The organism is Roseovarius spongiae, from assembly GCF_003651245.1.
Classification (GTDB): Bacteria; Pseudomonadota; Alphaproteobacteria; order Rhodobacterales; family Rhodobacteraceae; genus Roseovarius; species Roseovarius spongiae.
The window spans coordinates 540685-565155 of sequence record NZ_RAPE01000002.1 but is presented as its reverse complement, the minus strand read 5'-3'; the positions used below and the strand labels follow the sequence as shown (position 1 = coordinate 565155).

The window sequence follows — 24471 nt, the reverse complement described above, 5'->3', positions numbered from 1 at the left end:
CATCACCAATTGGTCAAGACCGCTTGGCGTGCTATCATGGCGCCCATGAAAGGCATGACAGCCATTCTGCTCGCGCTTCTCGCCGCCATTGCCGCGCCGGCGTCCGCCGACGCGACCATCGGCGGCAAGACCGTCGAGTGCTATTGCACCGACAAATCCGGCGCGCGGGTGGAGATCGGCGAAATGACCTGCCTGCACGTGGACGGCAAGACCTTCATGGCCCAGTGCCAGATGTCGCTCAACGTCCCGATGTGGCGCAAGATCTCGGACGGCTGCCTGTCATCCGCGCTGCCCGAACGTCTCCAGCCAGCCATCGATGCGCGCGGCGTTGACTCCTAGGTCGGACTTGCCGAACCGCGCCCGCCCGAATATGGCGATCCGCTGCCCCTCCTGCCGCACCGTGGTGTAGTCCGGAAAGCCGAACACGCGTGAGCGCGTCACGTAGGTCACCATCCCCTCGCCGACCGACCCCGCCAGCGCATCCGTGCGCGCCGTGGCGCGGATGATCCGGTCAAGCCGCGCCAGCCCCTCCGGCCCGGCGCCGATCACCCGCATGGCGCCCCCCGGCAGGTCCGCGTCGCGCTCCACCTCCGGCATCGTGTGCCAGCGCGCCGGATCGCTCGGCGCAAGCCGCACCCAGAGCGCGACCAGCGCGATCCCCGCGCAGATGACGATCCCGGCCCAGCCAAACCAGCTCATCTTTCAAAGTTCCCCAAATACTCGGATCCCGCCGCCCGCGGCGGGCGCTACCGGTCGCGCTTGTCCCACCCCAGCAGGCAGATCAGCGCCGTCGCCACATGCGCCCCCGCCACCGCCGTGGCGCCGGTGCTGTCGAAGGGCGGCGAGACCTCGACGATATCACCCCCCTTGATGTTGATCCCGGCGAGGTCGCGCAGCATGATCGCCGCCTGCCCGCTGCTCAGCCCGCCCCAGACCGGCGTGCCGGTGCCCGGCGCGAACCCGGGGTCGAGCGCGTCGATGTCAAAGCTCAGATAGGTCGGCGCATCGCCGAGGATGCCGCGGATCTTCTTCGCCGTCTCCGCCGGCCCGGCCTCGTGCACCTCGCGCGCGTCGATGATCGTCACGCCCATCGGATCGGGCACCGTCGTGCGGATCCCCACCTGGACCGAGCGCGCCGGGTCCACAAGCCCCTGCTTGATCGCCTTGTAGAACATCGTCCCGTGATCGATCCGGTCCATGTCGTCATCGGCCCAGGTGTCGGTATGCGCATCGAACTGCAACAGCGCCATTGGCCCGTATTTCTCGGCATATGCGCGCAGGATCGGGTAGCTGATGTAGTGATCCCCGCCCAGCACGACGCTGGCGACGTCCGCCGCCAGGATCGTGCGGATATGCTCGCTCAGCAGCCCCGGAAACTCGGGCACCATCGCGTAGTCGAAGGCCATGTCGCCATAGTCGATGATATCCAGCACCTCCATCGCGTCATAGCCCCAGCCATAGGGCGTGTCGCTGGTCTGAAGCGTGCTCGCCTCGCGGATCGCGCGCGGCCCAAGGCGGGTGCCGCTGCGATTGGTCACCGCCTGATCGAAAGGCACGCCGGTCACGGCGATGTCGACGCCCGCCAGGTCCTTGGTGTAACGCCGCCGCAGGAACGACGTCGCCCCGGCGAATGCGTTCTCATAGCTCTTGCCGCGCAGACCCTTGCGGGTAAACGCCTCGTCGACCTGGTTGCCTGCATCCTTGAGCGCCATTCTCCGTTTCCTTCCCCATGTCTTTCGATTTACCCGCGCCGCGGCGGTCCCGCCTGCGCGGCTGGACTCCGGTCCGCTTTGCCATCACGGTGCACTCAACCCCAAAGACGGACCCCGCGCAATGCCAGATGACCAGCCCACCGATAGCGCCGCGGACGGCCTGACCCGCCTGCGCGCCATCATGCGCGCCCTGCGCGACCCCGAGACCGGCTGCCCCTGGGACATCGAGCAGGACTTCGCCAGCATCGCCCCCTACACGATCGAGGAGGCCTACGAGGTCGCCGACGCGATCGAGCGCGCCGCCTGGGACGATCTGCGGGGCGAACTGGGCGATCTGTTGTTGCAGGTGGTGTTCCACGCGCAGATCGCGGACGATCACGGGCTGTTCGGCTTCGACGACGTGGCGAACGCGATCTCGGACAAGATGGTCGCGCGTCATCCGCACGTCTTCGGCGACGAGAGCCGCGACAAGTCGGCCGAGCAGCAGACCCGCGACTGGGAGGCGGTCAAGGCCGCCGAGCGCGCCGCCGCCGCCGAGACGGGAACGCTGGACGGCGTGGCGCTCGGCCTGCCGGCGCTGATGCGCGCGGTCAAGTTGCAGAAACGCGCCGCGCGGGTGGGCTTTGACTGGCCCGAGAGCGGCCAGGTGCTCGACAAGCTGGTGGAAGAGGCGCGGGAGCTGCGCGAGGCGAATATGTCTAGACATATCGAGGAGGAATTCGGCGACCTGCTCTTTGTCATGGCCAATCTCGCGCGGCACATGAAGGTCGATCCCGAGGCGGCGCTGCGCCGCGCCAACGCCAAGTTCACCCGCCGCTTCGAGCGCATCGAGGCGCTGCTGGCCGCACAGGGCCGCACGCCGGCGGAGTCGGACCTGGCCGAGATGGACGCGCTCTGGAACCGCGCCAAGGCCGAAGAGAAATCCGCCTGACATCCCGCGCCAAAAGTCTTCCTCGAAGACTTTTGCGCAGAAAATTCAGTGAATTTTCTGCCGCCCCGTCATAGTTCGACCATCTCCGACCCCGCGAATCGCGTCAGCCGCTCCGGCGCGCCCTTGCGGATCACGATGTTCTCCTCGTGGACCATGATCCGCCCGGGGCCGAGCGCGACCCCCGGCTCCAGCGTGATGACCATGCCCTCCCGCAGCACCGTGTCGTCCCCCGCCATCAGCGACAGCCCCTCGGTCAGCTGCATGCCCAGTCCGTGGCCCAGCCGTCCCGCGCCCTCGCCGCCGCCGGTGATTTTCGCCATCGAATCATACACATCGCAGGCGCGCGCGCCGGGGCGCGCTGCCGCTTCGCCCGCCGCCGTGGCCTCGATCAGCCGCAGATGGGCGTCCCGCGCCTCCGCGCCGACCGCGCCCAGCGCGAAATTGCGGTCGTAGTCGCAGAAATACCCGTCGCGCACCGCGCCGGTATCCAGCATCAGCACGTCGCCCGAAGCGAGCGGCGCGTCCGTCGCCGGCGAGATCACGTCGCCGTAGCCGCCCGGCCCTGCTCCACCGGCAAGATAAGGCACCCAATCCGCCCCCTCCTCGAGCAGCAGCCGCTGGAAATCGCGAAACACGCGCGACAGCGGCGCGCCCGGGCGCGCGATCTCCGGCACGCGGTCAAAGGCGCGCCCGGCGATGGCGCAGGTCTCGGCGATCTTCGCGATCTCGGCCTCGGACTTGATCGCGCGCAGGTCGCGCACGATGCCGCGATCATCGGTGAAGTGCAGCCCGCTGGCCTCTTTCAGCAGCGCGAAATCGTCAAGCGGCATCCGCAGGTGGCTTTCGCGCCCCATCGGCAGACCGACGGGGCCGCCCGTCTCGCGCAGGGCCTCGGCCAGCAGGCTTATGCCGTCATCCTGCGGCGCGGGTGCGGGCCATGTGCGGATATCGTCGATCCATGTCTTCGCCATCAAGGCCGCGCCGATCGACGGAATCACCGCCCTGGGCGCGCCCGAAACGGGGAGGACCAGGAACCACGGTCGGCTCGGGCTTTCCCAGAACCGGGTGAGGAAGCCCGAGAAATAGCGCAGGTCGGCCTCGGTCGTGAGCAGGATCGCGGCCAGCCCGGTGGCGTCCATCCGCGCCTGCGCCGCTGCGACGCGGGCCTCGTATTCAGCGCGCGCGAATCCGCGCGTCATCCGCCCGCCTCTTCGCTGAGGATGCAGAGCACGCGGGCCTCGGGGCAAAGCTCCATGCCCCCGAGCGCCGCCAGCCCAGCCGCCCCCGAGGGCGTGCTCGCCAGCCCTTGCGCGGCAAGGTCGGGCAGCACCGCCTCGGCCTCCCTGTCGGAGATCAGCGCAAAGGCGTCGGCGTCGCGCGCCAGACCCTTGAGCGCGATGAGCGAGGGCGCCTTGCAGTCGAGCCGCCCCATGTTCGACACCGGCCCCGTGGTGTGCACAGGGCGCCCCGCCTCGATGCTGGCCTGCAGCGCGGGGGCCGCGTCCGGCTCGACCACGACGATGCGCGGCGCGTCCCCCCAGGCGGCGCGGAAATACGCGGCGGCGGCCCCGGCCAGCCCGCCGACCCCGGCCTGGAGCATGATATGCGTGGGCGGCTCGGGCATGTCCTCCGCGGCCTCGGCGGCCATCACGAGGTATCCCTCCATGAGCCGGTGCGGCAGTTCGGTATAACCCTCCCACGAACTGTCCGACAGAAGCGTCCAGCCCTTCGCCTGCGCGGTTTCCATCGCCGCGTCCATGCTTTCCTCGTAGTCGCGCCCGGCGCGCACCACCTCGGCGCCCTTCGCCCGCAGCTTCTGCGCGAAGGCGTCAGGCACCGTGTCGGACAGGTAAACCACCCCCCGCGCCCCGAAAAGCGCGGCGCCCGCGGCGAGCGACAGCCCGTGATTGCCCGCGCTCGCCGTGACATAGCAGCGCCCGGCAAGCGCGTCCGAGAGGTCGCCCGCCCCGGTCGCCGCCGCCTCGTGCGCGATCACGTAGGCCGCGCCCAGCGCCTTGAAACTGCCAAGCCCCATGCGCCCCCGCTCGTCCTTGGCCCAGACGCGCGCACCGAAGCCCGTCACCTCGCAAAGCGGCGTGCGCGCGGCCGTGGGGCAGCGTTCCAGCAGCGCGCGGGGCGCGTCGACGTCGACGCTCGGCGCCGGGACGCCGGCAAGTTCATCGCAGTCAAGCCCCTGCCCGCGCCACGGATTATCGAATATCTGCATGTCCCCTCCGCCGGTTTGCGCGTCATAGGACCCGTCATCGCGCGCACGGTCAACCCCGTCGCGCCCGCCCCCTTCCCCCTTGGGCCGGGATCGCCTAAAGGAAGGCCGACAGCGCCCAGAGGGAATCGACAGCCATGCAGGAACCGGACATCACCGCCGATCTCATCGCCGCGCACGGGCTGAAACCGGACGAGTACGAGCGCATCCTCGAAATCATCGGACGCGAACCGACCTTCACCGAGCTTGGCATCTTCTCGGCCATGTGGAACGAGCATTGCTCCTACAAGTCGTCCAAGAAATGGCTGCGCACCCTGCCGACGGACGGCCCGCAGGTGATCTGCGGCCCGGGCGAGAACGCGGGCGTCATCGACATCGGCGACGGCCAGGCGCTCGTCTTCAAGATGGAGAGCCACAACCACCCCTCCTATATCGAGCCCTACCAGGGCGCGGCCACCGGCGTGGGCGGCATCCTGCGCGACGTGTTCACCATGGGCGCGCGCCCCGTCGCGGCGATGAACGCGCTCAGCTTCGGCAGCCCCGATCATCCGAAGACGCGGCAACTCGTGCATGGCGTGGTCGAGGGGATCGGCGGCTATGGCAACGCCTTTGGCGTGCCCACCGTGGGGGGCGAGCTGCGCTTTGATCCGGCCTATAACGGCAACTGCCTGGTCAACGCCTTCGCCGCGGGGCTCGCGGACGCGGACGGGATCTTCTACTCCGCCGCCTCGGGCGTCGGGCGCCCGGTGGTCTATCTCGGGGCCAAGACCGGGCGCGACGGCGTCGGCGGCGCCACGATGGCCAGCGCCGAGTTCGACGAATCCATCGACGAAAAGCGCCCGACCGTGCAGGTCGGCGACCCCTTCACCGAGAAGCGGCTGATGGAGGCCACGCTCGAGCTGATGGCGACGGGCGCCGTGATCTCGATCCAGGACATGGGCGCCGCCGGTCTGACATGCTCGGCGGTCGAAATGGGCGACAAGGGCGGGCTTGGCGTGCGGCTCAACCTCGAGATGGTCCCGCAGCGCGAAGCGGACATGACCGCCTACGAGATGATGCTCAGCGAGTCGCAGGAACGGATGCTGATGGTGCTCGACCCCGCGAAGGAGGCCGAGGCGCGCGCCGTCTTCGAGAAATGGGACCTTGATTTCGCCATCGTGGGCGAGACGATCGCCGAGGACCGCTTTCTCATCCTGCACAACAATGACGTGAAGGCCGATCTGCCGCTCTCCAAGCTGAGCTCGACCGCGCCCGAATACGACCGTCCCTGGGTGGAAACCCCGTCCGCCGCGCCGCTCGACCCGGGCAGCGTGCCGCAGGTGGACGCGCTCGAGGCGCTGCGCACGCTGATCGCGTCGCCCAACCATTGCAGCCGCGCCTGGGTTTACGAACAATACGACACGATGGTCATGGCCGACACGGTCCGCGGCCCCGGCCTTGGGGCCGGGATCATCCGCGTGCATGGAACGGACAAGCTGCTGGCCTTCACCTCGGACGTCACGCCGCGCTACGTGAAGGCCAACCCCGAGATGGGCGGCAGGCAGGCGGTGGCCGAAGCCTATCGCAACCTCACCGCCGTGGGCGCCGTGCCGCTCGCGACGACCGACAACCTCAATTTCGGCAACCCCGAAAAGCCCGAGATCATGGGCCAGCTCGTCGGCGCGATCAAGGGGATCGGCGCGGCGGTGGCGGCGCTCGACATGCCGATCGTGTCGGGCAACGTGTCGCTCTACAATGAAACCGACGGCGCGGCGATCCTGCCCACGCCCACCATCGGCGCGGTCGGCCTCATCACCGACGTCGCGCAGGCGATCACCGGGCGCGCGGTGGCCGGCGACCTGGCGCTGCTGATCGGCGCGCCGGGCGCGCATCTGGGGCAATCCGCGCTGCTGGCCGAGGTCCTTGGCCGCAACGAGGGCGACGCGCCGGCGGTCGACCTCGCGGTCGAGAAACGGCACGGCGAATTCATCCGCGCGCAACACGCCAATATCCGCGCCTGCACCGACCTGGGCGACGGCGGCCTCGCGCTCGCCGCGTTCGAGCTGGCCGAGGCGGCGGGCCTCGGCCTGGCGCTCGACGCCGCCGACACGGCGGCGCTCTTCGGCGAGGACCAGGCGCGCTACCTCGTCGCCTGCCCGCCCGAAGGCGCGGGCGCGCTGATGCAGGCGGCCGAAGAGGCGGGCGTGCCGGTCGCGCAGGTCGGCGTCTTCGGCGGCGACGCGTTCGCCGTCAACGGCGCCTCCGCCCCGCTGGCCGAACTGTCGACGCTCTACCGCGAGAGCTTTGCGCGGCATTTCGGCTGAGGGCGGCGCGCGCTACTCCGCAATCTCGGTGGCCAGCCGGTAGCCGAGCAATTCGTCCCGCAAGAGCACGTAGATCTCGTCCGGCGGCGTGGCGAGCGCGTGCTGCATGAGCAGCGTATCGACCCCCATCGCGTCGAGATAGCGCATCACCTCGCCCTGCCCGCGCTGGATGTCCTCGACCGCGAGAAAGGCGGGCAGCACGACGCTCTTGCCGAAGTAATGCTGATGCAGGCCGACCCGCGCCTCGGGATGAACGACCCGCTCGGTCCCGGCGGCGAGGATATAGGGACAGGCCGAAAAACAGACATCGCCCGCGCCCATCGACGTCCCAAGCTCGGCCGCGCGCAGCGCGCGCCCGATGGCCAGCGCCTCGCGCACCGACCCGCCGGGGCTGCTCAGCCGCACGCGGGTCACGCCCTGTTCGCGCTCCAGCGCCTCGGCAAAGCGGTCGGCGTCGCCGGCGTCGATCGCGCCGATGAGCGTCAGCACGTCGCCCTCGCGCGCAAAGTCGAGCCGCGCAGGCATGTCCGAGGTGTTGCGCCAGCGCCTATCGGGCGTCTCGGGCAGCGGCGTGTCGCGCGGCCGATAGCGGCGCGTCTGATCGCCCGGCGCGACCGGCGTGGTCAGTTGCGGCTGGCGCGAGGGCGACGCGATGTCGGGCAGCGCGCCGATCAGGTCGCGCCCACCCAGGAGCACCGCGATCGCCAGTTGCAGCCCCAACACGGCAAAGAGCACCCGCCGCGTGTCCCAGCCGCGCGCGGCCTCGCCTTGTCCGGCATCGCTCACCTTGTCTTGCCGGTCTCGCTCACCGGCTTGAGCTCCGCGCCCCGACGCTCGACCGCCGGCGCATCACCCTGCGGGCGCACCGGCTCGGCCGGCGGCTGGATGCCCTCGATCTCGCGCATGGCGATCATCGCGCCGCGCAACTCCGAGAGCGTCAGCGTATCCTCCACCCGCACCCCGTCGCGCCCCGAACGGATCGCCGCCTGCGTGACGGCAAGGATCAGCACCAGAACGGCGGGCAGCAGGTCGATGGCGATCGCCCCCGCCCAGGAGGGCGCGAAATTCCCGGCGTAGAGGATCACCGCGTCGGCGGCGGAAATCGGCGTGTAGGTGGTGTCGGCGGCGGGCGGCATGGCGATGACCGCCTCCGCCGCGCTGCGCAGCGTGTCGGCGCGCTGGCCCAGCACCTCGAGCACGGAGCTTATCGTGCTCTGCTGGTCGCCGCGCGCCGCGCCGGTGCGCCCGTCAAGCTCGGGCAACACCACCGACGCGGCGAGATCCTGCGCCGCGCGCGCCACCAGCGGCGCGACCGAAAGCTGGCGCAGCTGCGTGATGATCCCCGCCAGCCGCACCGCCTCTTCCGAGAACTGGACCGAACGCGGCTCGACCGGGCCCGGCTCGACCGTGAGCGCGCGCATCCGGCTCAGGATCGCGTTTCCCTCCGCGAAGGCGCCGTCGACCAGCGGCGCCTGGCTGGCGATCTGCGCCTCGAGCGCCGCCAACTCGTCGGACTTCTGCCGCAGCACGCGAAACACCGCCCCGCGCCCGGCCAGGCCGGAGAGGTTGCCATCGGCCTCCTGCTGGCTCAGATCCTCGAAGGACTGGCGCACGCGGGCGACGTCGCGCTCCAGCCCCTGCGCGGAAACCGCGACCTGGTGCGCGCGTTCCAGCGATGCCTGGTATTCCTGCACGGTCTTCGCCAGATGCTGTTCGACCGCCGCCGACCCGGCGAGCGCGGCTGCGTTGAGCCACGACGACATGGCGATGATCGCGAGCGAGCCGATCAGCATCGACACCATCAGCCCCAGCCGCGCCCCCATCGTGCGCACCGCCGGCAAGAGGCGCATCAGGTAGGACCAGAAGACGAAGATGCCCACCGACACGGCGATGGAATAGGACACCGCGGCGAAGAAGCTGAGCGCGCCGGTGTCATCAAGAAGCGAGGACACCCCGAGATAGGTGTAGATCCCCGACGCCACCGCCAGCACGCCGAGCGCCGCCCCGGTGATCCCGTCGAGCCAGCGCACATGTCCCGTCAACTCGCTGGCGTAGCGCACCCCGTCCGCATCGCCGCGCACGCGGCGCCCGGTGTCATCCGGCATAAGTCATGTCCTCCCTGCGTCCGGCCCTATATGGGGCCGCCGGCCGGTATTTCAAAACCGATCCGCCCACGCCCGCAAGGGCGGAGAAGGCGCTAGGCCCCAAAGAGCCACCCCGGCCCCCAGCCTGCCGCGTCCACGCCGGCCAGCCGCAACATGTGCCACAGAAGCGCCTGGTTGGAACTGACGACCGGCAGGCCGAGCGCCGCCTCGGCCTCTTTCAGCACGCTGAAGGTCTGAAGGTTCGTGCAACTGGCGAAGACCGCGTCGATGCCCGGCGCGCGCCCCGCCTCGAGCAGCGCCGCGCGCGAGGAGGCGGGCGTGATCCGCCCCACGGTCCAGTCGTCGCCCTGTCCGAAGCTGATCTCGCGCGCGACCTCGACCCCGCCCCGGGCCAGCAGCGCGCAGATCGGCGCGGTGACGCTCGCCACGTAGGGCGTGACCATGCCGATGCGCCGCGCGCCGAGCGCGGCGAGCGCCGCCTGCACCGCCGTGATCGGGTCGGTCACCGGCGCGCCCGGATGCACCGCCTGCACCGCGCGCGCCACCCTCGCCTGCCCGATCACCGTCGCGCCAGAGGTGCAGCCATAGCCCAGCACGCCAAGCCCCTGCGGCAAGAGCCGCGCAGTCGCGGGCAGCGCGCGCTCCATCTGCGCCAGCGTTTCGGGCGTCACCTCCGCGTGGCTCGGGATGCGCGCGTGCAGCAGTTGCACATCGCGCCCCGCCAGCACCTCGCGCGCCTCGAATTCGAGCGTCTCGTCGGTGCTGAGCACGATCAGCCCCAGCCGCGCCTCGCGCCCCACCACGTCGCCCAGTTCATACTCCATCACGCGCCCCCGGCCTGCTCAGCGTGCCGCCCGCCACGGCGGCGCGCACGCCCGTCGTGCCCGGGCAGGAGGTCGGCAGCCCGCGCGCCACCCGCACCGCGAGAAAGGCAAATGCCTGCGCCTCGAGCATGTCGCCGTCGAGGCCGGCGTCCTCGACCGGGGCCACCTCGCAATCGAGCGCGGCGCGCAGCATGTCCATCATCACCGGGTTGCGCCGCCCGCCGCCGGTGACCAGCATCCGTTCGGGCGGGGACGGGCAATGCTCCATGCCCTTCAGCACGGCCGCCGCCACCATGCCGGTCAGCGTCGCCGCCGCGTCCGCGTCATCGAGTTCCGCGACCAGCCCGATCATGTCCGAAAATTCGTCCCGGTCGAGCGATTTGGGCGGCATGTGCGTGAAATAAGGCTCTTCGAGGAACAGCTCGAGCGCGCCCTCCGCCACCGCGCCGCCGCGCGCGATGCGCCCGTCCTCGTCGTAATCGAGATTGCGCCGGGCGGTCAGCAGATCGTTGATCGGCGCGTTGGCCGGGCCGGTGTCGAAGGCCAGCAGCGCGCCTTCGTCCTCGGGGCGCGCCTTGCCCGGGTCGACCCAGGTGAGGTTGCCCACGCCCCCGAGGTTCAGAAAGGCCAGCGGCCCGGTCGCGCCGACGTAGCGCGCGCAGGCAAAGTGGTAGAACGGCGCGAGCGGCGCCCCCTGCCCGCCGAGACGCACATCGGCGCTGCGGAAGTCCCAGACCACCGGGCGGCCCAGCGCATCCGCCAGCGCCGCGCCGTCGCCGATCTGGTGGGTGCCGCACCCGCGCGGCTCATGTGCGAGCGTCTGGCCGTGAAACCCGATCAGGTCCGCCGCCTGCGCCAGTTCCGCCAGCGCGGTCGCATGCGCTCTCAGCACGACGCGCTCGGCCGCCGCGACGTCCTGCCCCGGCCAGAGCCCGAGCGCGGCGCGCAGCACGGCGCGCTCACCGTGGGAATAGGGGCGATAGGCGGTCTCGCCGAAGGCGTGGATTTCATGGCCGTCGGTCTCGATCAGGGCGGCGTCGACGCCGTCGAGCGAGGTGCCCGACATCGCCCCCAGCGCCCGGATGCGTCCCGTCTTCAACATGGCCTTTTCCTTCGCCCGCCCGCCCCCTATACATGCCGCGCAAACCTGCCCGGGACAAGCGATATGACCTACACACCCAAGTCCGAATTCATGGCCGTGATGACGCAGCGCGGCTTCCTCGCCGGCTGCACCGACATGGAGGGGCTGGACGAAGCGATGAGCGCGGGCAACGTGCCGACCTATATCGGCTATGACGCCACCGCGCAGTCGCTGCATGTGGGGCATCTGCTCAACATCATGATGCTGCGCTGGCTTCAGAAGACCGGGCACCAGCCGATCACGCTGATGGGCGGCGGCACGACCAAGGTGGGCGATCCCAGCTTTCGCGCCGATGAGCGCCCGCTCCTGGGCCCCGACCAGATCGGCGCCAACATCGCCGGGATGCAGAGCGTTTTCGCCAGCTATCTGTCCTATGGCGAAGGGGCGACGGACGCGATCATGGTCAACAACGCCGAATGGCTCGACGGGCTCAACTACCTCGAATTCCTGCGCGACATCGGGCGGCATTTCTCCGTCAACCGGATGCTGTCCTTCGAGAGCGTGAAATCGCGGCTCGACCGCGAACAATCGCTGAGCTTTCTCGAGTTCAACTACATGATCCTGCAGGCCTATGATTTCCTTGAACTCAACCGCCGCTACGGCTGCCGGTTGCAGATGGGCGGCTCGGACCAGTGGGGCAACATCGTCAACGGAATCGACCTCACGCGCCGGGTGCTCGAGACCGAGGTATTCGGGCTGACCTCGCCGCTGCTGACCACCTCGGACGGGCGCAAGATGGGCAAGTCGGCGGGCGGGGCCATCTGGCTCAACTCCAACATGCTGAGCCATTACGAGTTCTGGCAGTTCTGGCGCAACACCACCGACGCCGACACCGGGCGGTTCCTCAAGCTCTACACGGAGTTGCCGGTGGAGGAATGCGAGCGCCTCGGCGCGCTTTCGGGGTCTGAAATCAACGAGGCCAAGATCGTGCTCGCCAACGAGGTGACGACGTTGCTGCACGGGGCCGATGCAGCCCGAGCCGCCGAGGCGACGGCGCGCGAGGTGTTCGAGAAGGGCGGCGTCGGGGACGACCTGCCCACGGTCACGCTGGCGCGCGCGGACGTGGCCGACGGCATTTCCGTGGTGCAACTGCTGGTGCGCTCGGGCCTCGTCAAGTCGGGAAAGGAGGCCAAGCGCCTCATCGCCGAGAACGGCGCGCGGCTGGATGACGCGCCGCTGACCGATGCGGGACTGATGCTCGACTCGGGGGCGTTTTCGGCGCCGGTCAAGCTGAGCGCGGGCAAGAAGCGGCACGCGCTGGTGCGGGTGGAGTAGATCGCCCGACCGGCGGCGCGCGGCGGCTGGCGTCGGGTTGTCGAGTATTTTCAGAACATTGAAAGTGCAGGTTCACCGCGCCGCAAGCGCATCGTTCAGCACCGCGCGCACCGCGTCTGGGGGCACGTCCGCCGTCACGAAGGCGTCGCCGATGCCGCGGACGAGGATGAAACGGAGCTGGCCGTCGACCACCTTCTTGTCCTGCCCCATGAGCGCGAGAAGCGCGTCGGCGTCCGGCAATTCCCCGTCAATGTCAGATAGATCCACCTTCATCTTCATGTCGCGCAGATGGGCGCGCACGCGGCTGGGGTCCTCCTGGCTGCACAGGCCAAGCCGCGCCGAAAGCTCGAAGGCGAGCGCGCAGCCGATGGCGACGCCCTCGCCGTGCAGGAGCCGGTCGGAATAGCCGGTCGCGGCCTCGAGCGCGTGGCAGAAAGTATGCCCGAGGTTCAAGAGCGCGCGGTCGCCCTGTTCGGTCTCGTCCCGTGCGACAATATCGGCCTTCATCTGCACCGAGCGCGTCACCGCGTGGATCCGCGCGGCCACATCACCGCCGGCGGCGGATGAACCATGCGCCTCAAGCCATTGGAAGAACTTTAAATCCCCGAGAAGACCATATTTCACCACCTCGCCGTAACCGGCCAGGTAGTCGCGGGGACTGAGCGTGCCAAGCGCGTCGGTATCGGCGAGCACGAGGCTCGGCTGATGGAACGCGCCGATCAGGTTCTTGCCCTGCGCGGCGTTGATCCCGGTCTTGCCGCCCACGGAACTGTCGACCTGCGCCAGCAGGCTGGTGGGAAGCTGCACGAAGCGCACCCCGCGCCGCAGGATCGCGGCCGCGAATCCGACGAGATCGCCGATCACGCCCCCGCCGAGGGCCACCACCACGTCATTGCGCTCGACCCGGCGCTCCAACAGCCAGTCGACCGTGCGCTCCAACTGCGGCCAGGATTTCGTCGCCTCCCCCGCCGGCAGCGTCAGCGCCTCCATCGAAACGCCGGCGTCCGCCAGCCCCTCGCGCAGCGCGCCCAGATGCAGCGCCGCGACGTTCTCATCCGTCACCACGGCGACGCGCGGGCGGCTGAGCAGCGGCGCGATCAGCGCGCCGGAACGCGCAAGCAACCCGGGCCCGACATGCACGTCATAGGCGCGAGCGCCGAGCGGGACATGCACGACCTCGCTCATTGCGGCGCTCCGAGCACATCGGCGCGCTGCGCCAGCGCGGCGAGCACCTGGTCGGTCATCGCGTCGATGCTGTATTCGGGCCGCGCCCTGACGGTAACGTCGGCCTTGGCGTAGATGGGAACGCGCGCGTCATAAAGCGCCTTGAGCGTCTGGTAAGGGTTGGCAGTCTTCAGCAACGGCCTGGTATCCTTGTGTTTCACGCGATTCCAGAGCAGCCGCAGATCGGCGTTGAGCCAGACCGACACGCCCTTTTTGGAGATCAGCGCGCGATTTCGTTCGCACAGGAACGCGCCGCCGCCCGTGGACAGCACGCCGCGCTGCGATTCGAGCAGCCGGTCGATCACCTCGGTCTCGCGGGCGCGAAAGAACGGCTCGCCGTCGCGCTCGAATATCTCGGCAATGCTCATCGCCGCCGCCGCCTCGATCTCGGCGTCCGAATCGAGGAACGGCGCCCCCAGCCGCGCCGCCAGCGCCTTGCCCACGGCGGTCTTGCCCGCGCCCATCATGCCGATCAGGACGACCGTTTTTCTCAGTGTCCCTGTCCCGGCATCCGCCACGCCTCGGCGCTCCCCCGCTTAAATCGAAAATCAGGTGCACCAATGACGTGATCTTGGGCAAAAGGCCAGTTATAACTTCGCCAAGAGCAGATCGAACCCGGGCAGGCGCATCGTGTTTAGACTCATCAAATGGCTGATCTATCTGGCGATCATCGCGTTCGTCGGGTTGGTGGCCTATGCCTATATCGGCCCGTTCTTCGGCGCGGACTTCTCGCCGCCGGTCAATGAGATTCGCCAGGAAATCATCCTTGAAACCGGGTAAGTTCATTTTGCTTGCCGCCTTGCTGGCGTCGCAGGCCGGCGCGGAGGAGCCGCTTTCGGCGATCGACTGGCTGAACACCCCCGGCGCGGTGCCGATCGCCGCGCCGCGCACGCCCGTCCTGAACGAGCCGCCCACCGCCCAGGGCGTCACCGTGCCCGAGGTCACGGTCATGCCGCTCGACTCCGCGGGGCACGAGGCGGTGGGCCTGCTGCCCTCCTCGGTCACCGGCCTGCCCGGCAGCCTCTGGTCCGCGAGCGCGGCGTCGGACCTAAGCGCGCTGTGGCGGCGCGCATCCGCGGAACCGCTCCCCGCGATCCAGGCGCTCTACTACTCCCTGCTGCTGGCCGAGGCCGAGCCGCCGCGGGACGCGGGCGGCGCGTTTCTCGGCGCGCGGGTGGCGGCGCTGATGCGGCTCGGCGCGGTGGAGCCCGCGCTCGCCCTGGTCGAACGCGCCGGCCCCGGCACGCCGCAACTGTTCGGCGCCTATTTCGACCTCGCGCTGCTCAGCGGCGAAGAGGTCGCGGCCTGCCAGCTGCTGCGCGACGCGCCGGCGCTGCGTCCGGGCTACGCCACGCAGATCTACTGCACGGCGCTGAACGGCGACTGGCAGACCGCGATGCTGCTGTTCGACACCGCGAACGCGCTCGGGATGCTGACGCGGACCGAAACGCAGCTGCTCGCGCAGTTCCTCGACCCGGAAATGGTCGAAACCGCCATCGGGCTCGCGCCCGTCTCCCACCCCTCCCCGCTGCTCTTCCGGCTTTACGAGGCGGCCGGCACGCCGCTGCCCACGCGCAACCTGCCGCTGGCCTTCGCCATCGCGGACCTGCGCGGCGATTCGGGCTGGAAGGCCGAACTCGAGGCCGCCGAGCGGCTGGTGCGCACCGGCGCGCTGTCCGAGAACCGGCTGCTCGGGCTTTACACCGATCAGCGCCCCGCCGCCTCTGGCGGCGTCTGGGAGCGGGTCGCGGCGGTGCAGGCCCTCGACAGGGCGCTCGAGACGCGCGATAACGAGGCCGTCGCCAAAGCCCTGCCCGCCGCTTGGCGCCTGATGCAGCAGCAGCGGCTCGAAGTCGCCTTCGCCACCCTGTTTTCCGAACGGCTGTCGCAGATCGAGCTGCCGCCGCGCGGCGCCGCGCTCGCTTTCCGGATGAAGCTTCTGACGCCCGAATACGAGGCGGCGACGCCCGGCGCCGGCGCCTCGCGGGATGAGCGGTTCCTCGCCAGCATAGCGCGCGGCGCGCCCGACGCGGCGCTGGCCGGCGCGGGCGTGGAGCAGGCGATCGCGCGCGCCTTCGCCACCCCGCCGCGCCCCGCCCCCGATCTCGCGCGGCTCATCGATGCCGGCAAGCTGGGCGAGGCGATCCTTTCCGCCGCCAACCGGGCGGACCAGGCCGATGGCGACCTGCGCGACATCGCCGAATCGCTGGCCACGCTGCGCGCCCTCGGGCTCGAGGACACGGCGCGGCGCGCGGCGCTCCAGATGTTGATCCTGGAGCGTTCGGAATGAGCGGCGCCTGGCTCTCCGCCTTTCTCGAGGCTCAGGCCGCCGAACAGGGCGCGTCCGAGAACACGCTGCTGGCCTATGCCCGCGACCTCGGGGATTTCCGCGACTGGCTGACCGATGCGGGCGGCGATCCCGAGACCGCCACGCAGGCGCAGATCGAGGCCTATCTCGTCCATTGCGAGGCGCAGGGGCTGGCCCGCGCGACCCGCGCGCGGCGCCTCTCGGCGATCAAGCAGTTCTACCGCTACGCCTTCGAGGACCGCCTGCGCGGCGACAATCCCGCGATCCGCATCAAGGGGCCCGGGCGCGAACGCCGCCTGCCCAAGACCCTGACCGAGGAGGAGGTCGATCGCCTGCTCTCCGCCGCGCGCAACCATGGCCGGCGCAAGAGCGACCGGCTGCGCAACACCTGCCTGATGGAGCTGCTCTACGCCACCGGCATGCGGGTGAGCGAGCTGGTCTCGCTCCCGGTTTCTGCGGCGCGGGGCGATCCGCGCATGCTGCTCATCCGCGGCAAGGGAGGCAAGGAGCGGATGGTGCCGCTCTCCTCTCCCGCGCGCGCGGCGCTGGCCGAATGGCTCGCCCATTGCGACGCCGCCGCCGAGGTGGCGCGGGCCCGCGGACGAGCGCCCTCGCCCTTCCTCTTCGCCTCGGGCGGCAAGTCGGGGCATCTCACGCGGCATCGTTTCTATGGGCTGATCAAGGAACTGGCGGTCGCCGGCGGCGTGTCTCCGGACAAGGTGACGCCGCACACGCTGCGCCACGCCTTCGCCACGCACCTGCTGGCCAACGGCGCGGACCTGCGCGCGATCCAGACGTTGCTGGGCCATGCCGACGTCGCCACGACCGAGATTTACACCCACGTGCTCGAGGAACGGCTGAAGACGCTGGTTCTTGAACATCACCCGCTCGCGGACAGCCCAAAGGACTGAGCGGCCCCGCGCATGTCACTCCTGCCTTGATCGCACGGGCGTTGCGCCGCATAACCCTTCTGCAAAGAGGGAATTGACGACGAATGGACATCACCGGCGCGCATCTGGACGCGGCATTCTGGATCACCTGCGGCGCGATCCTGTCGCTGCTGGTGCTGTCGGGCTTCTTCTCGGGCAGCGAAACGGCGCTGACCGCCGCCTCGCGCGGCAAGCTGCGCGCGCGCGCAGAGAAGGGCGACAAGGGCGCCGAACGCGCGCTGGCCATCACCGAGGACAATGAGCGGCTGATCGGCTCGGTGCTGCTGGGCAACAACCTCGTCAACATCCTCGCCGCGTCGCTGGCCACCGCGCTCTTCACCCGGCTTTTCGGCCAGAACGGCGTGGCGCTGGCGACGCTGGTGATGACGCTGCTGGTGCTGATCTTCGCCGAGGTGCTGCCCAAGACCTACGCCATCACCAACGCCGAGGCGGCGGCGAGCCGCGTCTCCCCGGTCATCATGCTGGTGATCCGGCTGTTTTCGCCCATCGTGAGCGCGGTGCGCGTCTTCGTGCGGGGCGTGCTGCGGCTTTTCGGGGTGCGCACCGATCCGGACAGCCACATCCTCGCCGTGCGCGAGGAGATCGCCGGCGCTCTCTATCTCGGCCAGTCCGAGGGCGTTGTCGAGAAGGAGGACCGCGATCGCATCCTCGGCGCGCTCGACCTCGGCGAACGCGCGGTCGAGGAGATCATGCTTCATCGCAGCCAGATCGAGATGATCGACGCCAGTCTGAACCCGCAGGCTATTCTCGACCAGTGCCTTCAGAGCCGGCACACCCGCCTGCCCGTCTTCCGCGACGAACCCGACAACATCGTCGGCGTCGTCCACGCCAAGGACCTGCTGCGCGCCATGCACAAGCTGGTGGTGAACGGGCGCGGAGAGCTGCCCCGCGCGCTGCGCAATTTCGACGTGACCTCGGTGGCGATGAAGCCCTATTTCGTCCCCGAGACGACGACGCTCGACGACCAGATGCGCCAGTTCCTGCGGATGCGCACCCATTTCGCGCTGGTGGTGGACGAATACGGCACGCTTCAGGGGCTGATCACGCTCGAGGACATCCTCGAGGAAATCGTCGGCGAAATCACCGACGAGTTCGACGCCGAAGAGGACGAGGAAACTCTGCACCGCACCGAGGACGGCCATTACCTAGTCGATGGCGCGATGACGATACGCGACCTCAACCGCGCCACCGACTGGACCCTGCCCGACGACGCCGCCAACACGGTGGCCGGGCTGGTCATCCACGACGCGCAGATGATCCCCAAGGTGGGCCAGGTGTTCAACTTTCACGGCTTCCGCTTCGAGGTGCTGGCGCGCAACGACAACCGCATCACGCGGCTGAAGATCGGCAAGCTCTGAACGCCCGCCGATTGCCCGGACCCGCCGTGCATCACCATTTTGGCGCGCCTATCTCGCTGCGCGCCCCGCGCTCTTTCAATGTTCCAGAAATACGCACCCGCGCCACGCAGGCGGCCCGCGCAGGCGCGCCTCACGCCCGCAGCCGCACTCCTTCGGGATCGAACGGCGGCTCCGCGAGGATCACCGCCCGGTGCGGCCGGCCGAGGATCATCACCTCCACCGCGTCCCCCGGCCCTGCATCCCGCACGAAGCCCAGCGCGAGGCTCATGCCGACTGAGTATCCATAGGCGCCCGAAGTGACGCGCCCGATGCCGCGCCCGTCGCGGAAGATCGGCTCGCCCCCCGTGGCGTCCGCGTTCGAGGCGGCGGCGTCGCCCTCGTCGACATGCAGCAGGACCAGCGTTTCGCGCGGCGCGCGCGCCATCACCTCTGCCGCGACGGGTTTGTGCAGGAACTCCTTGTCCATCTTGCACAAGCCCGCCAGCCCGACCTCCTGCGGCCAGTATTCGGGGCTGTATTCGCGGGACCACGACCCGTATCCCTTCTCGATCCGCAGGCTCATCAGCGCGCGGCTGCCGACAGGGCCGGCGCCGAATTCACGCCCCGCCGCCAACAGCGCCTCGTAGAGCCGCACCTGATCCTCAGTGGCGCAGTGCAGCTCCCACCCGAGGTCGCCGGTGAAGCTCACTCGGAGCGCAAGGCAATCGACGCCCGCGATTTCAATCCGCCGGGACCGCATGAACGGGAAATCCTCGGTCGCCAGCGACGCATTGGTGAGCCGCGCCAGCATCTCGCGCGATCTTGGCCCCGCGACATTGAAGCCGCAGACCGCTTCGGTCAGGCTCTCGAACACGACGTTATCGGGCAGCGGAACCATGTCGAAGAACCGCTTGTGATAGCGTTCCGCCATGCCCGACCCGATGATCCGGAATTCATCCTCGGCCACGCGCGTCACGGTGAAATCCCCCGCGATCCCGCCGCGCACGGAGATCAGCGGCGTCAGGCAGGACCGCCCCACTGCGCGCGGCATCCGGTTGGCGAAGACGGCGTTCAGCCAGTCCTCGGCCCCCGGCCCGGCGCAGCGGTATTTCGCGAAGTTCGAGATGTCGATGATCCCCGCGCGGTCGCGCAGCATCCGCGCCTCGGCCCCCACGGGTTCCCACCAGTTCTGGCGGGTGAAGCCGTTGGTATCCTCGGCGCCGGGCGCATCAGCGAACCACAGCGGATGCTCCCACCCGTAGTTGAGCCCCATCACCGCGCCCATGTCGCGCTGCATCTGGTAGACGGGCCGCGTGCGGCAGGGGCGGCCCGCCGCGCGTTCCTCGTTCGGGAAATGGATGGCGAAGCGGTGGGCGTATTGGTCGCGCACCTTTTCGCGGGTGAAATCCCTGCCCGCCCAATGGCCGAAACGCGCCATGTCCCAGGCGAACATGTCGTATTGCATCTCGCCTGTCGTGATCCACTGGGCGCACATCAGGCCCATGCCGGCGGACTGGCTGAAACCGGGGATGATGCCGTTGCAGCAGAAATACCCCTTGAGTTCGGGCACTGGGCCGAGGATCACGTTGGCGTCCGGCGTCCAGATCATCGGACCGTTTATCACCCGCTTGATCCCCGCCTCGCCCACCGCCGGGACGCGGTCGATCGCGCGCATCATGTTGGGTTCGATCCGGTCGAGGTCGTCGGCGAAAAGTTCATGCGCGAAATCGGGCGGCGTGCCCTCCTCGGCCCAGAGCCGCATGTCGCGCTCATAGGCGCCGATCAGCAGGCCCTTGCCCTCCTGGCGCAGGTAGTATTCGCCGTCGCGATCCGCGACCGACGGCAGGCGGCGGTCCATGCCGGCGATCTCGGCAATCGTCTCGGTCACGAAATACTGGTGCTCGGTCGGTTGCAGCGGCAGCTCTACCCCCGCCAGCGCGGCCACCTCGCGCCCCCAGAGCCCGGCGGCGTTCACCACCCAATCGGTGCGGATCTCGCCCTTGGGCGTGCGCACGATCCACGTGCCGTCGGGCTGCGCCTCGGTCGCCGTGACCGGGGTGAAGCGGTGAATCTCCGCGCCGTTCGCGCGCGCGCCCGCGGCGTAAGCGTTGGTCACGCCCGAGGGATCCACGTTGCCGCCGTCGGGTTCCCACATGATGCAGCGGATGCCGTCGAAATTCACCAGCGGGTGCAGGCGCTCGGCCTCGTCGCGGCCGATCTCGGCGAAGTTCATCCCGTATAGCTTCGCCTTGGCCGCCTGGAGGCGCAGTTGATGCTCGCGCGCCTCGGTCTGCGCGAGGTAGAGCGAACCGGGCTGGAACACGCCGCAGCTCTGCCCCGTCTCGGCTTCGAGCTCTTTGTAGAGGGTCATCGTGTAATGCTGAAGGCGGCTGATATTGGCGCTGTCATGCAGCCCGTGGATGTTGGCCGCCGCGTGCCATGTGCTGCCGCTGGTCAGCTCGTCGCGTTCGAGAAGCACGACATCGCGCCAACCCTGTTTCGTGAGATGATAGAGGATCGAGCATCCGATGACGCCGCCGCCGATCACGACGGCCTGTGCATGGGTCTTCATGGGGTCTTCCCTGGCTTGTGTCGCCCCAGCCTTAGCGCCCCGTCGCCGCGCCGGTTGCCCGGGCGCGACAGATCGCGTCGCAGGCAAGCAAGTGGCGTAGAAACGTCGATCCCGGCGCGCTGTGCCGGCTCGGAAGGCGATCTGGCGTCGCCACTCCCTGAACATTGCGATCATTTTTTAGGCAGTTCTCATCTCCCTGCCCAAATTTTGTGCAGCAGCACCAATTTGAACCACCCGAGGTCAGCAGCTCAGCTTTACGCCGCGCCGCAGAGATTTTTACGCTGCAGTTGCAACAATCACCGCGCAAAAATCCGAAAGGCAGGTATGTGAAACCCAAAACAGCAATAACAGATCCGTTCAAATTCGACGCGGCGCGCGGAGCGCTCACCGATGTCAGGGCGCGCGGCAGGATACCCGGACCGGTCGGATCGGGGACGGGAAAACCTTTCCTACAGGACGTCAAGCAAACCTTTTGCATGCACACCGGCGCAACCAGCGCCGATGCAGTGTGACGCGCAAGACAAGGAGAATATCATGTTGAACTACATTAGGCTGGGCGTCGTCGCAGCACTGATCGCCCTGCCGCAGATGGGGGCCGCGCAAGAGGCCGACACGACACCCCTCAACGCCGATATCGGCTTCATCTTCACGACCTTCATGTTTCTGGTTTCGGGCTTCCTGGTGTTCTTCATGGCCGCAGGTTTCGCCATGCTGGAAGCGGGGTTGGTGCGCGGCAAGAACGTCGCGATGCAGCTCACCAAGAACGTGGCGCTCTTTTCGCTCGCATCGCTCTTCTATTACATCCTGGGCTACAACCTGATGTATCCCGGGGACGCCTGGACGATTTCCAGTGTCCTTGGCGCGTTTTCCGTGACCGGGCTGGAGCCCGTGGGTCTCGATGGCGCGGACCCCGACCTCACCTACGCGTCTGTCGGCTCGGACTTCTTCTTTCAACTGATGTTCTGCGCAGCCACGGCGTCCATTGTCTCTGGCGCGCTGGCTGAGCGGATCAAGCTTTTGCCTTTCCTGCTGTTCGTGGTGCTGCTGACGGCGGTGATCTACCCGATACAAGCGAGCTGGAAATGGGGCGGTGGGTTTCTGGACGCGATGGGCTTTCAGGATTTCGCGGGTTCGACCGTGGTGCATTCGGTGGGCGGCTGGGCCGCCTTGACCGGAGCGATCATCCTGGGGCCCCGACTGGGCAAGTACAAGAATGGCAAGATCAACCCGATCCCGGGCTCCAATCTGGCGCTGGCGACGCTGGGCATGTTCATCCTTTGGCTGGGCTGGTTCGGTTTCAACGGCGGCTCGCAACTGTACATGGATACCGCAGGCAACGTGGCCGATATCAGCCGCATCTTCTCGAACACCAATATCGCGGCGGCGGCCGGCGTGATGGTCGCGCTCGTCCTCACGCAGTTGATATACGGAAAGCCCGATCTCACCATGATCCTCAACGGCGCGCTTGCAGGCCTGGTGTCGATCACTGCCGAGCCACTGACGCCCACGCTGGTTGAAGCGACGTTCATCGGCGGCATCGGCGGTGCGATCGTGGTCTTCGCCGTACCCATGCTCGACAAATTGCAGATCGACGACGTCGTCGGCGCAATTCCGGTGCACCTGTTCGCAGGTATCTGGGGCACGATCGCCGTGGCGTTCACCAACGATGCGGCGAATGTGCTCACGCAATTCTATGCGATCATGATCGTCGGCGCTTTTGTCTGCGCAACATCGGCCCTGGCCTGGATGGTTCTGAAACTGACCATCGGTTTGCGGGTCGATGAAGAGACCGAAATCACCGGCCTTGATATGGCCGAGCTGGGGATGGAGGCCTATCCGGAATTCAATCCAGTATGAATATTGAAGACACCTGTTGTCCGAGGCCTCCGGCGACATTCGCCGGAGGCCAAATTCGTGAGGTTGACGCGCGGACGTGACCTTCGCTCAATTTCGCGACAGACGGCAGAGCGGGCCCGCACATCCGCCGCGCGATGCCGCCCCCGTGAACGTCAGATCGCGATGCTATCGCCGCCCGCCGCGGCAATCCGTCAGTCACGCATGGACATTCAGCCGCCGCAGACCCACGGCCCGGCGCCGATCCGAAGATCAACGTCCCGGCGGCGCGGCATCCTCGGGCACCTCGCGGCGCGCGGCCTCGGGCGCGTTTCGGTAAAGCTGTTCGCGATCCCACGCGAATGGCAGGTTCTGCATTCCGCGCAGCAGGTAGCGCGCCGCGGCCCGCTCGGCGGCGCTTGCCAGCGCCGGCTCGGAATGGCGCATGAGCCCCGACAGGATGGCTTGCAGGTGCTGCTGCACCTCGATCACCGCCTGGCCGTCCCGCGCCAGCGCGCCGAACCCGTCATCGATCAGGTCATCCGGCGACAGCGCCGGGATGTAGAGCCTTTCAAGCTCGACCTCGCGATCCTCGTCCGGGGTGCGCAGGTAGGACGACAGGATCCGCCCGATCCGCGTGATGACGTCGATCGCGGTGCCCGGATCGTTGATGCCCGGCGACAGCGCCTTCGACGCGATCTCGCCCAGCACGATCAGGCCGAAACGCGGGTCCTGGTCGTAGGTGCGCAAATCGCCCAGCGTGATGTGATCGCGCACCAGCTCGGGCAGCTTGCGCTTGTCCTTCCTGCGCGGCGCGTCGCCCCGCTCGCCCTCCTGCTCTTCTTCCTCCTCTTCCTCGAAGTCGCCGCGCACCAGCGCCAGCGGCTCGTTCACGAAGACGAAACGGCCGACCTGCAGGGGCAGGAACAGCTCCACGTCGAACCGCTCGGCGGCGGCGTTCAGCCCCTCGGGGTAGATATGCTGCACATAGCCCGATTCGCGCGCCCGGATCGGATGCAGGTCGTCGGGCAGTTCGTCAGGCAGCGGATTGGCTCCGAGGCACGGCGTCTTCAGCCGCTCGAGGAAACGGTCGCGCGTCTGCCGCTCGACCTGGCGCGAGGTGTCCAGCAGGCTGCCGAAGGTTTGCAGGTGCAGCACCCAGCGGATCAGCGAATAGACCACCAGAACCAGCACCAGCACCGTCACCCAGAACAGGACGAAGGCGCGCTCATCCCCGAAGACGCCGGTTTCGCGCAGGATGATCCCGACCAGGGCATAGACATAGGCGCCGATGAAGGCGGCCAGCGTCTTTTGCGTGGTGGTGTCCTGCATGATGACCATGTGCACCCGCGGCGTCCATTGCGAGGACGAATTGCGGTAGACCGTGACCATCACCGTCATGCTGAAGATCGTCACCGCCAGCATCGCGTTGGCGATGATGTCGAGCAGCCGGTCCGCCGCCGTCCCGGAGAGGCGCGTCCCAATGCCCTCGGGCACCCACTCCTGGGCGAACTGCGCCAGCCCCAGCGCGACGAAGGCCAGAAGCCCCATCCCCACGACCCGCACCCACAGCTTGCGCATGAGTTGCCGGGCCATGCGCCAGAGGGTTGCGGGCAGAAGGCGGATGTCGTCCATGTATCCTCAATACCCCGCGACGCGCAGCGGTTCCATCCCTCGCGCTTGGTTCGCCTCTTGCGACAACATCTGTCGCGAACGGCCTTGCATAAGGGCG

The 24471-nt window shown here is 68.5% G+C and carries 22 protein-coding genes; 10 read left to right on the top strand and 12 right to left on the bottom strand.

The annotated features are described in order from the left end of the window. The first annotated feature begins 54 nt into the window (after positions 1–54). Positions 55–339 (top strand): hypothetical protein, encoded by a 285-nt coding sequence (locus D6850_RS09475; RefSeq protein ID WP_121166187.1) that lies wholly within the window; start codon positions 55–57, stop codon positions 337–339. Here D6850_RS09475 and D6850_RS09470 read toward each other — a convergent pair. Beyond that, complete coding sequence (locus D6850_RS09470; RefSeq protein ID WP_121166185.1) at positions 280–699, bottom strand: DUF1499 domain-containing protein; 420 nt, start codon at positions 697–699, stop codon at positions 280–282. The two genes, D6850_RS09475 and D6850_RS09470, sit on opposite strands and share 60 nt — an antisense overlap. Before the next feature lie 47 nt (positions 700–746). Continuing rightward, on the bottom strand, positions 747–1712 hold the full coding sequence (gene speB, locus D6850_RS09465; RefSeq protein WP_121166183.1) for an agmatinase: 966 nt from the start codon (positions 1710–1712) through the stop codon (positions 747–749). A 121-nt stretch (positions 1713–1833) separates the two neighbouring features. Between speB and mazG the strand changes: the two genes are divergently transcribed. Next, on the top strand, positions 1834–2643 hold the full coding sequence (mazG, locus tag D6850_RS09460; protein ID WP_121166181.1) for a nucleoside triphosphate pyrophosphohydrolase: 810 nt from the start codon (positions 1834–1836) through the stop codon (positions 2641–2643). Positions 2644–2711: 68 nt separating this feature from the next. Here mazG and D6850_RS09455 read toward each other — a convergent pair whose 3' ends face one another. Together D6850_RS09455 and D6850_RS09450 are read right to left on the bottom strand one after the other, a co-directional pair. Continuing rightward, positions 2712–3842 carry a M24 family metallopeptidase gene (locus D6850_RS09455; RefSeq protein WP_121166179.1) on the bottom strand — a complete coding sequence of 377 codons (1131 nt, stop codon included), beginning with the start codon at positions 3840–3842 and terminating at the stop codon, positions 2712–2714. Continuing rightward, the gene (locus D6850_RS09450) at positions 3839–4870 is read right to left on the bottom strand and encodes a pyridoxal-phosphate dependent enzyme (RefSeq protein WP_121166177.1); all 1032 of its coding nucleotides are present in this window, start codon (positions 4868–4870) and stop codon (positions 3839–3841) included. The genes D6850_RS09455 and D6850_RS09450 overlap by 4 nt, the downstream gene beginning before the upstream one ends. A gap of 134 nt (positions 4871–5004) precedes the next feature. On the opposite strand from D6850_RS09450, the gene purL reads away from it, so the two are divergent. Further along, positions 5005–7170 carry a phosphoribosylformylglycinamidine synthase subunit PurL gene (purL, locus tag D6850_RS09445; protein WP_121166175.1) on the top strand — a complete coding sequence of 722 codons (2166 nt, stop codon included), beginning with the start codon at positions 5005–5007 and terminating at the stop codon, positions 7168–7170. A 12-nt stretch (positions 7171–7182) separates the two neighbouring features. Here the strand turns inward: purL and D6850_RS09440 are convergent, their stop codons facing one another. The 4 genes from D6850_RS09440 to D6850_RS09425 form a co-directional block, all read right to left on the bottom strand. Continuing rightward, complete coding sequence (locus D6850_RS09440; RefSeq protein ID WP_121166173.1) at positions 7183–7956, bottom strand: COG3904 family protein; 774 nt, start codon at positions 7954–7956, stop codon at positions 7183–7185. Beyond that, a complete protein-coding gene (locus D6850_RS09435; protein WP_121166171.1) occupies positions 7953–9275 on the bottom strand; it encodes a hypothetical protein in 1323 nt (440 codons plus the stop codon). The genes D6850_RS09440 and D6850_RS09435 overlap by 4 nt, the downstream gene beginning before the upstream one ends. A 92-nt stretch (positions 9276–9367) precedes the next feature. Beyond that, positions 9368–10099 carry a maleate cis-trans isomerase family protein gene (locus D6850_RS09430; RefSeq protein WP_121166169.1) on the bottom strand — a complete coding sequence of 244 codons (732 nt, stop codon included), beginning with the start codon at positions 10097–10099 and terminating at the stop codon, positions 9368–9370. Then, complete coding sequence (locus D6850_RS09425; protein WP_121166167.1) at positions 10089–11201, bottom strand: anhydro-N-acetylmuramic acid kinase; 1113 nt, start codon at positions 11199–11201, stop codon at positions 10089–10091. The genes D6850_RS09430 and D6850_RS09425 overlap by 11 nt, the downstream gene beginning before the upstream one ends. Before the next feature lie 63 nt (positions 11202–11264). On the opposite strand from D6850_RS09425, the gene tyrS reads away from it, so the two are divergent. Continuing rightward, the gene (tyrS, locus tag D6850_RS09420; protein WP_121166165.1) at positions 11265–12515 is read left to right on the top strand and encodes a tyrosine--tRNA ligase; all 1251 of its coding nucleotides are present in this window, start codon (positions 11265–11267) and stop codon (positions 12513–12515) included. A gap of 72 nt (positions 12516–12587) precedes the next feature. Here tyrS and aroB read toward each other — a convergent pair whose 3' ends face one another. Further along, positions 12588–13700 (bottom strand): 3-dehydroquinate synthase, encoded by a 1113-nt coding sequence (gene aroB, locus D6850_RS09415; protein ID WP_121166163.1) that lies wholly within the window; start codon positions 13698–13700, stop codon positions 12588–12590. Beyond that, entirely contained in the window at positions 13697–14206 is a 510-nt protein-coding gene (locus D6850_RS09410) for a shikimate kinase (protein ID WP_121166161.1), read from the bottom strand. The genes aroB and D6850_RS09410 overlap by 4 nt, the downstream gene beginning before the upstream one ends. A 163-nt stretch (positions 14207–14369) precedes the next feature. Between D6850_RS09410 and D6850_RS19455 the strand changes: the two genes are divergently transcribed. The 4 genes from D6850_RS19455 to D6850_RS09395 all read left to right on the top strand — a co-directional run bounded on the left by D6850_RS19455 (position 14370) and on the right by D6850_RS09395 (position 18355). Beyond that, complete coding sequence (locus D6850_RS19455; RefSeq protein ID WP_166434031.1) at positions 14370–14519, top strand: hypothetical protein; 150 nt, start codon at positions 14370–14372, stop codon at positions 14517–14519. Beyond that, positions 14506–16029 carry a hypothetical protein gene (locus D6850_RS09405; protein WP_147438885.1) on the top strand — a complete coding sequence of 508 codons (1524 nt, stop codon included), beginning with the start codon at positions 14506–14508 and terminating at the stop codon, positions 16027–16029. Before D6850_RS19455 ends, D6850_RS09405 begins: the two co-directional genes overlap by 14 nt. Continuing rightward, positions 16026–16958: a site-specific tyrosine recombinase XerD gene (locus D6850_RS09400; RefSeq protein WP_121166157.1), complete on the top strand. Its 933-nt coding sequence runs from the start codon at positions 16026–16028 to the stop codon at positions 16956–16958. The genes D6850_RS09405 and D6850_RS09400 overlap by 4 nt, the downstream gene beginning before the upstream one ends. An 83-nt stretch (positions 16959–17041) precedes the next feature. Beyond that, the gene (locus D6850_RS09395; protein ID WP_121166155.1) at positions 17042–18355 is read left to right on the top strand and encodes an HlyC/CorC family transporter; all 1314 of its coding nucleotides are present in this window, start codon (positions 17042–17044) and stop codon (positions 18353–18355) included. 130 nt (positions 18356–18485) lie between these two features. Here D6850_RS09395 and D6850_RS09390 read toward each other — a convergent pair whose 3' ends face one another. Then, entirely contained in the window at positions 18486–20906 is a 2421-nt protein-coding gene (locus D6850_RS09390) for a GcvT family protein (protein ID WP_121166153.1), read from the bottom strand. Positions 20907–21115: 209 nt separating this feature from the next. Here D6850_RS09390 and D6850_RS19285 point away from each other — a divergent pair, with 209 nt between their 5' ends. After that, the gene (locus tag D6850_RS19285; protein ID WP_147438884.1) at positions 21116–21418 is read left to right on the top strand and encodes a hypothetical protein; all 303 of its coding nucleotides are present in this window, start codon (positions 21116–21118) and stop codon (positions 21416–21418) included. A 22-nt stretch (positions 21419–21440) separates the two neighbouring features. Next, positions 21441–22763, top strand: coding sequence for an ammonium transporter (gene amt / locus D6850_RS09385; RefSeq protein WP_121166151.1), 1323 nt, complete (start codon positions 21441–21443; stop codon positions 22761–22763). 249 nt (positions 22764–23012) lie between these two features. Here amt and D6850_RS09380 read toward each other — a convergent pair whose 3' ends face one another. After that, positions 23013–24374, bottom strand: a complete 1362-nt coding sequence (locus D6850_RS09380; protein WP_121166149.1) for a DUF2254 domain-containing protein — start codon at positions 24372–24374, stop codon at positions 23013–23015. Positions 24375–24471: the final 97 nt, after the last annotated feature.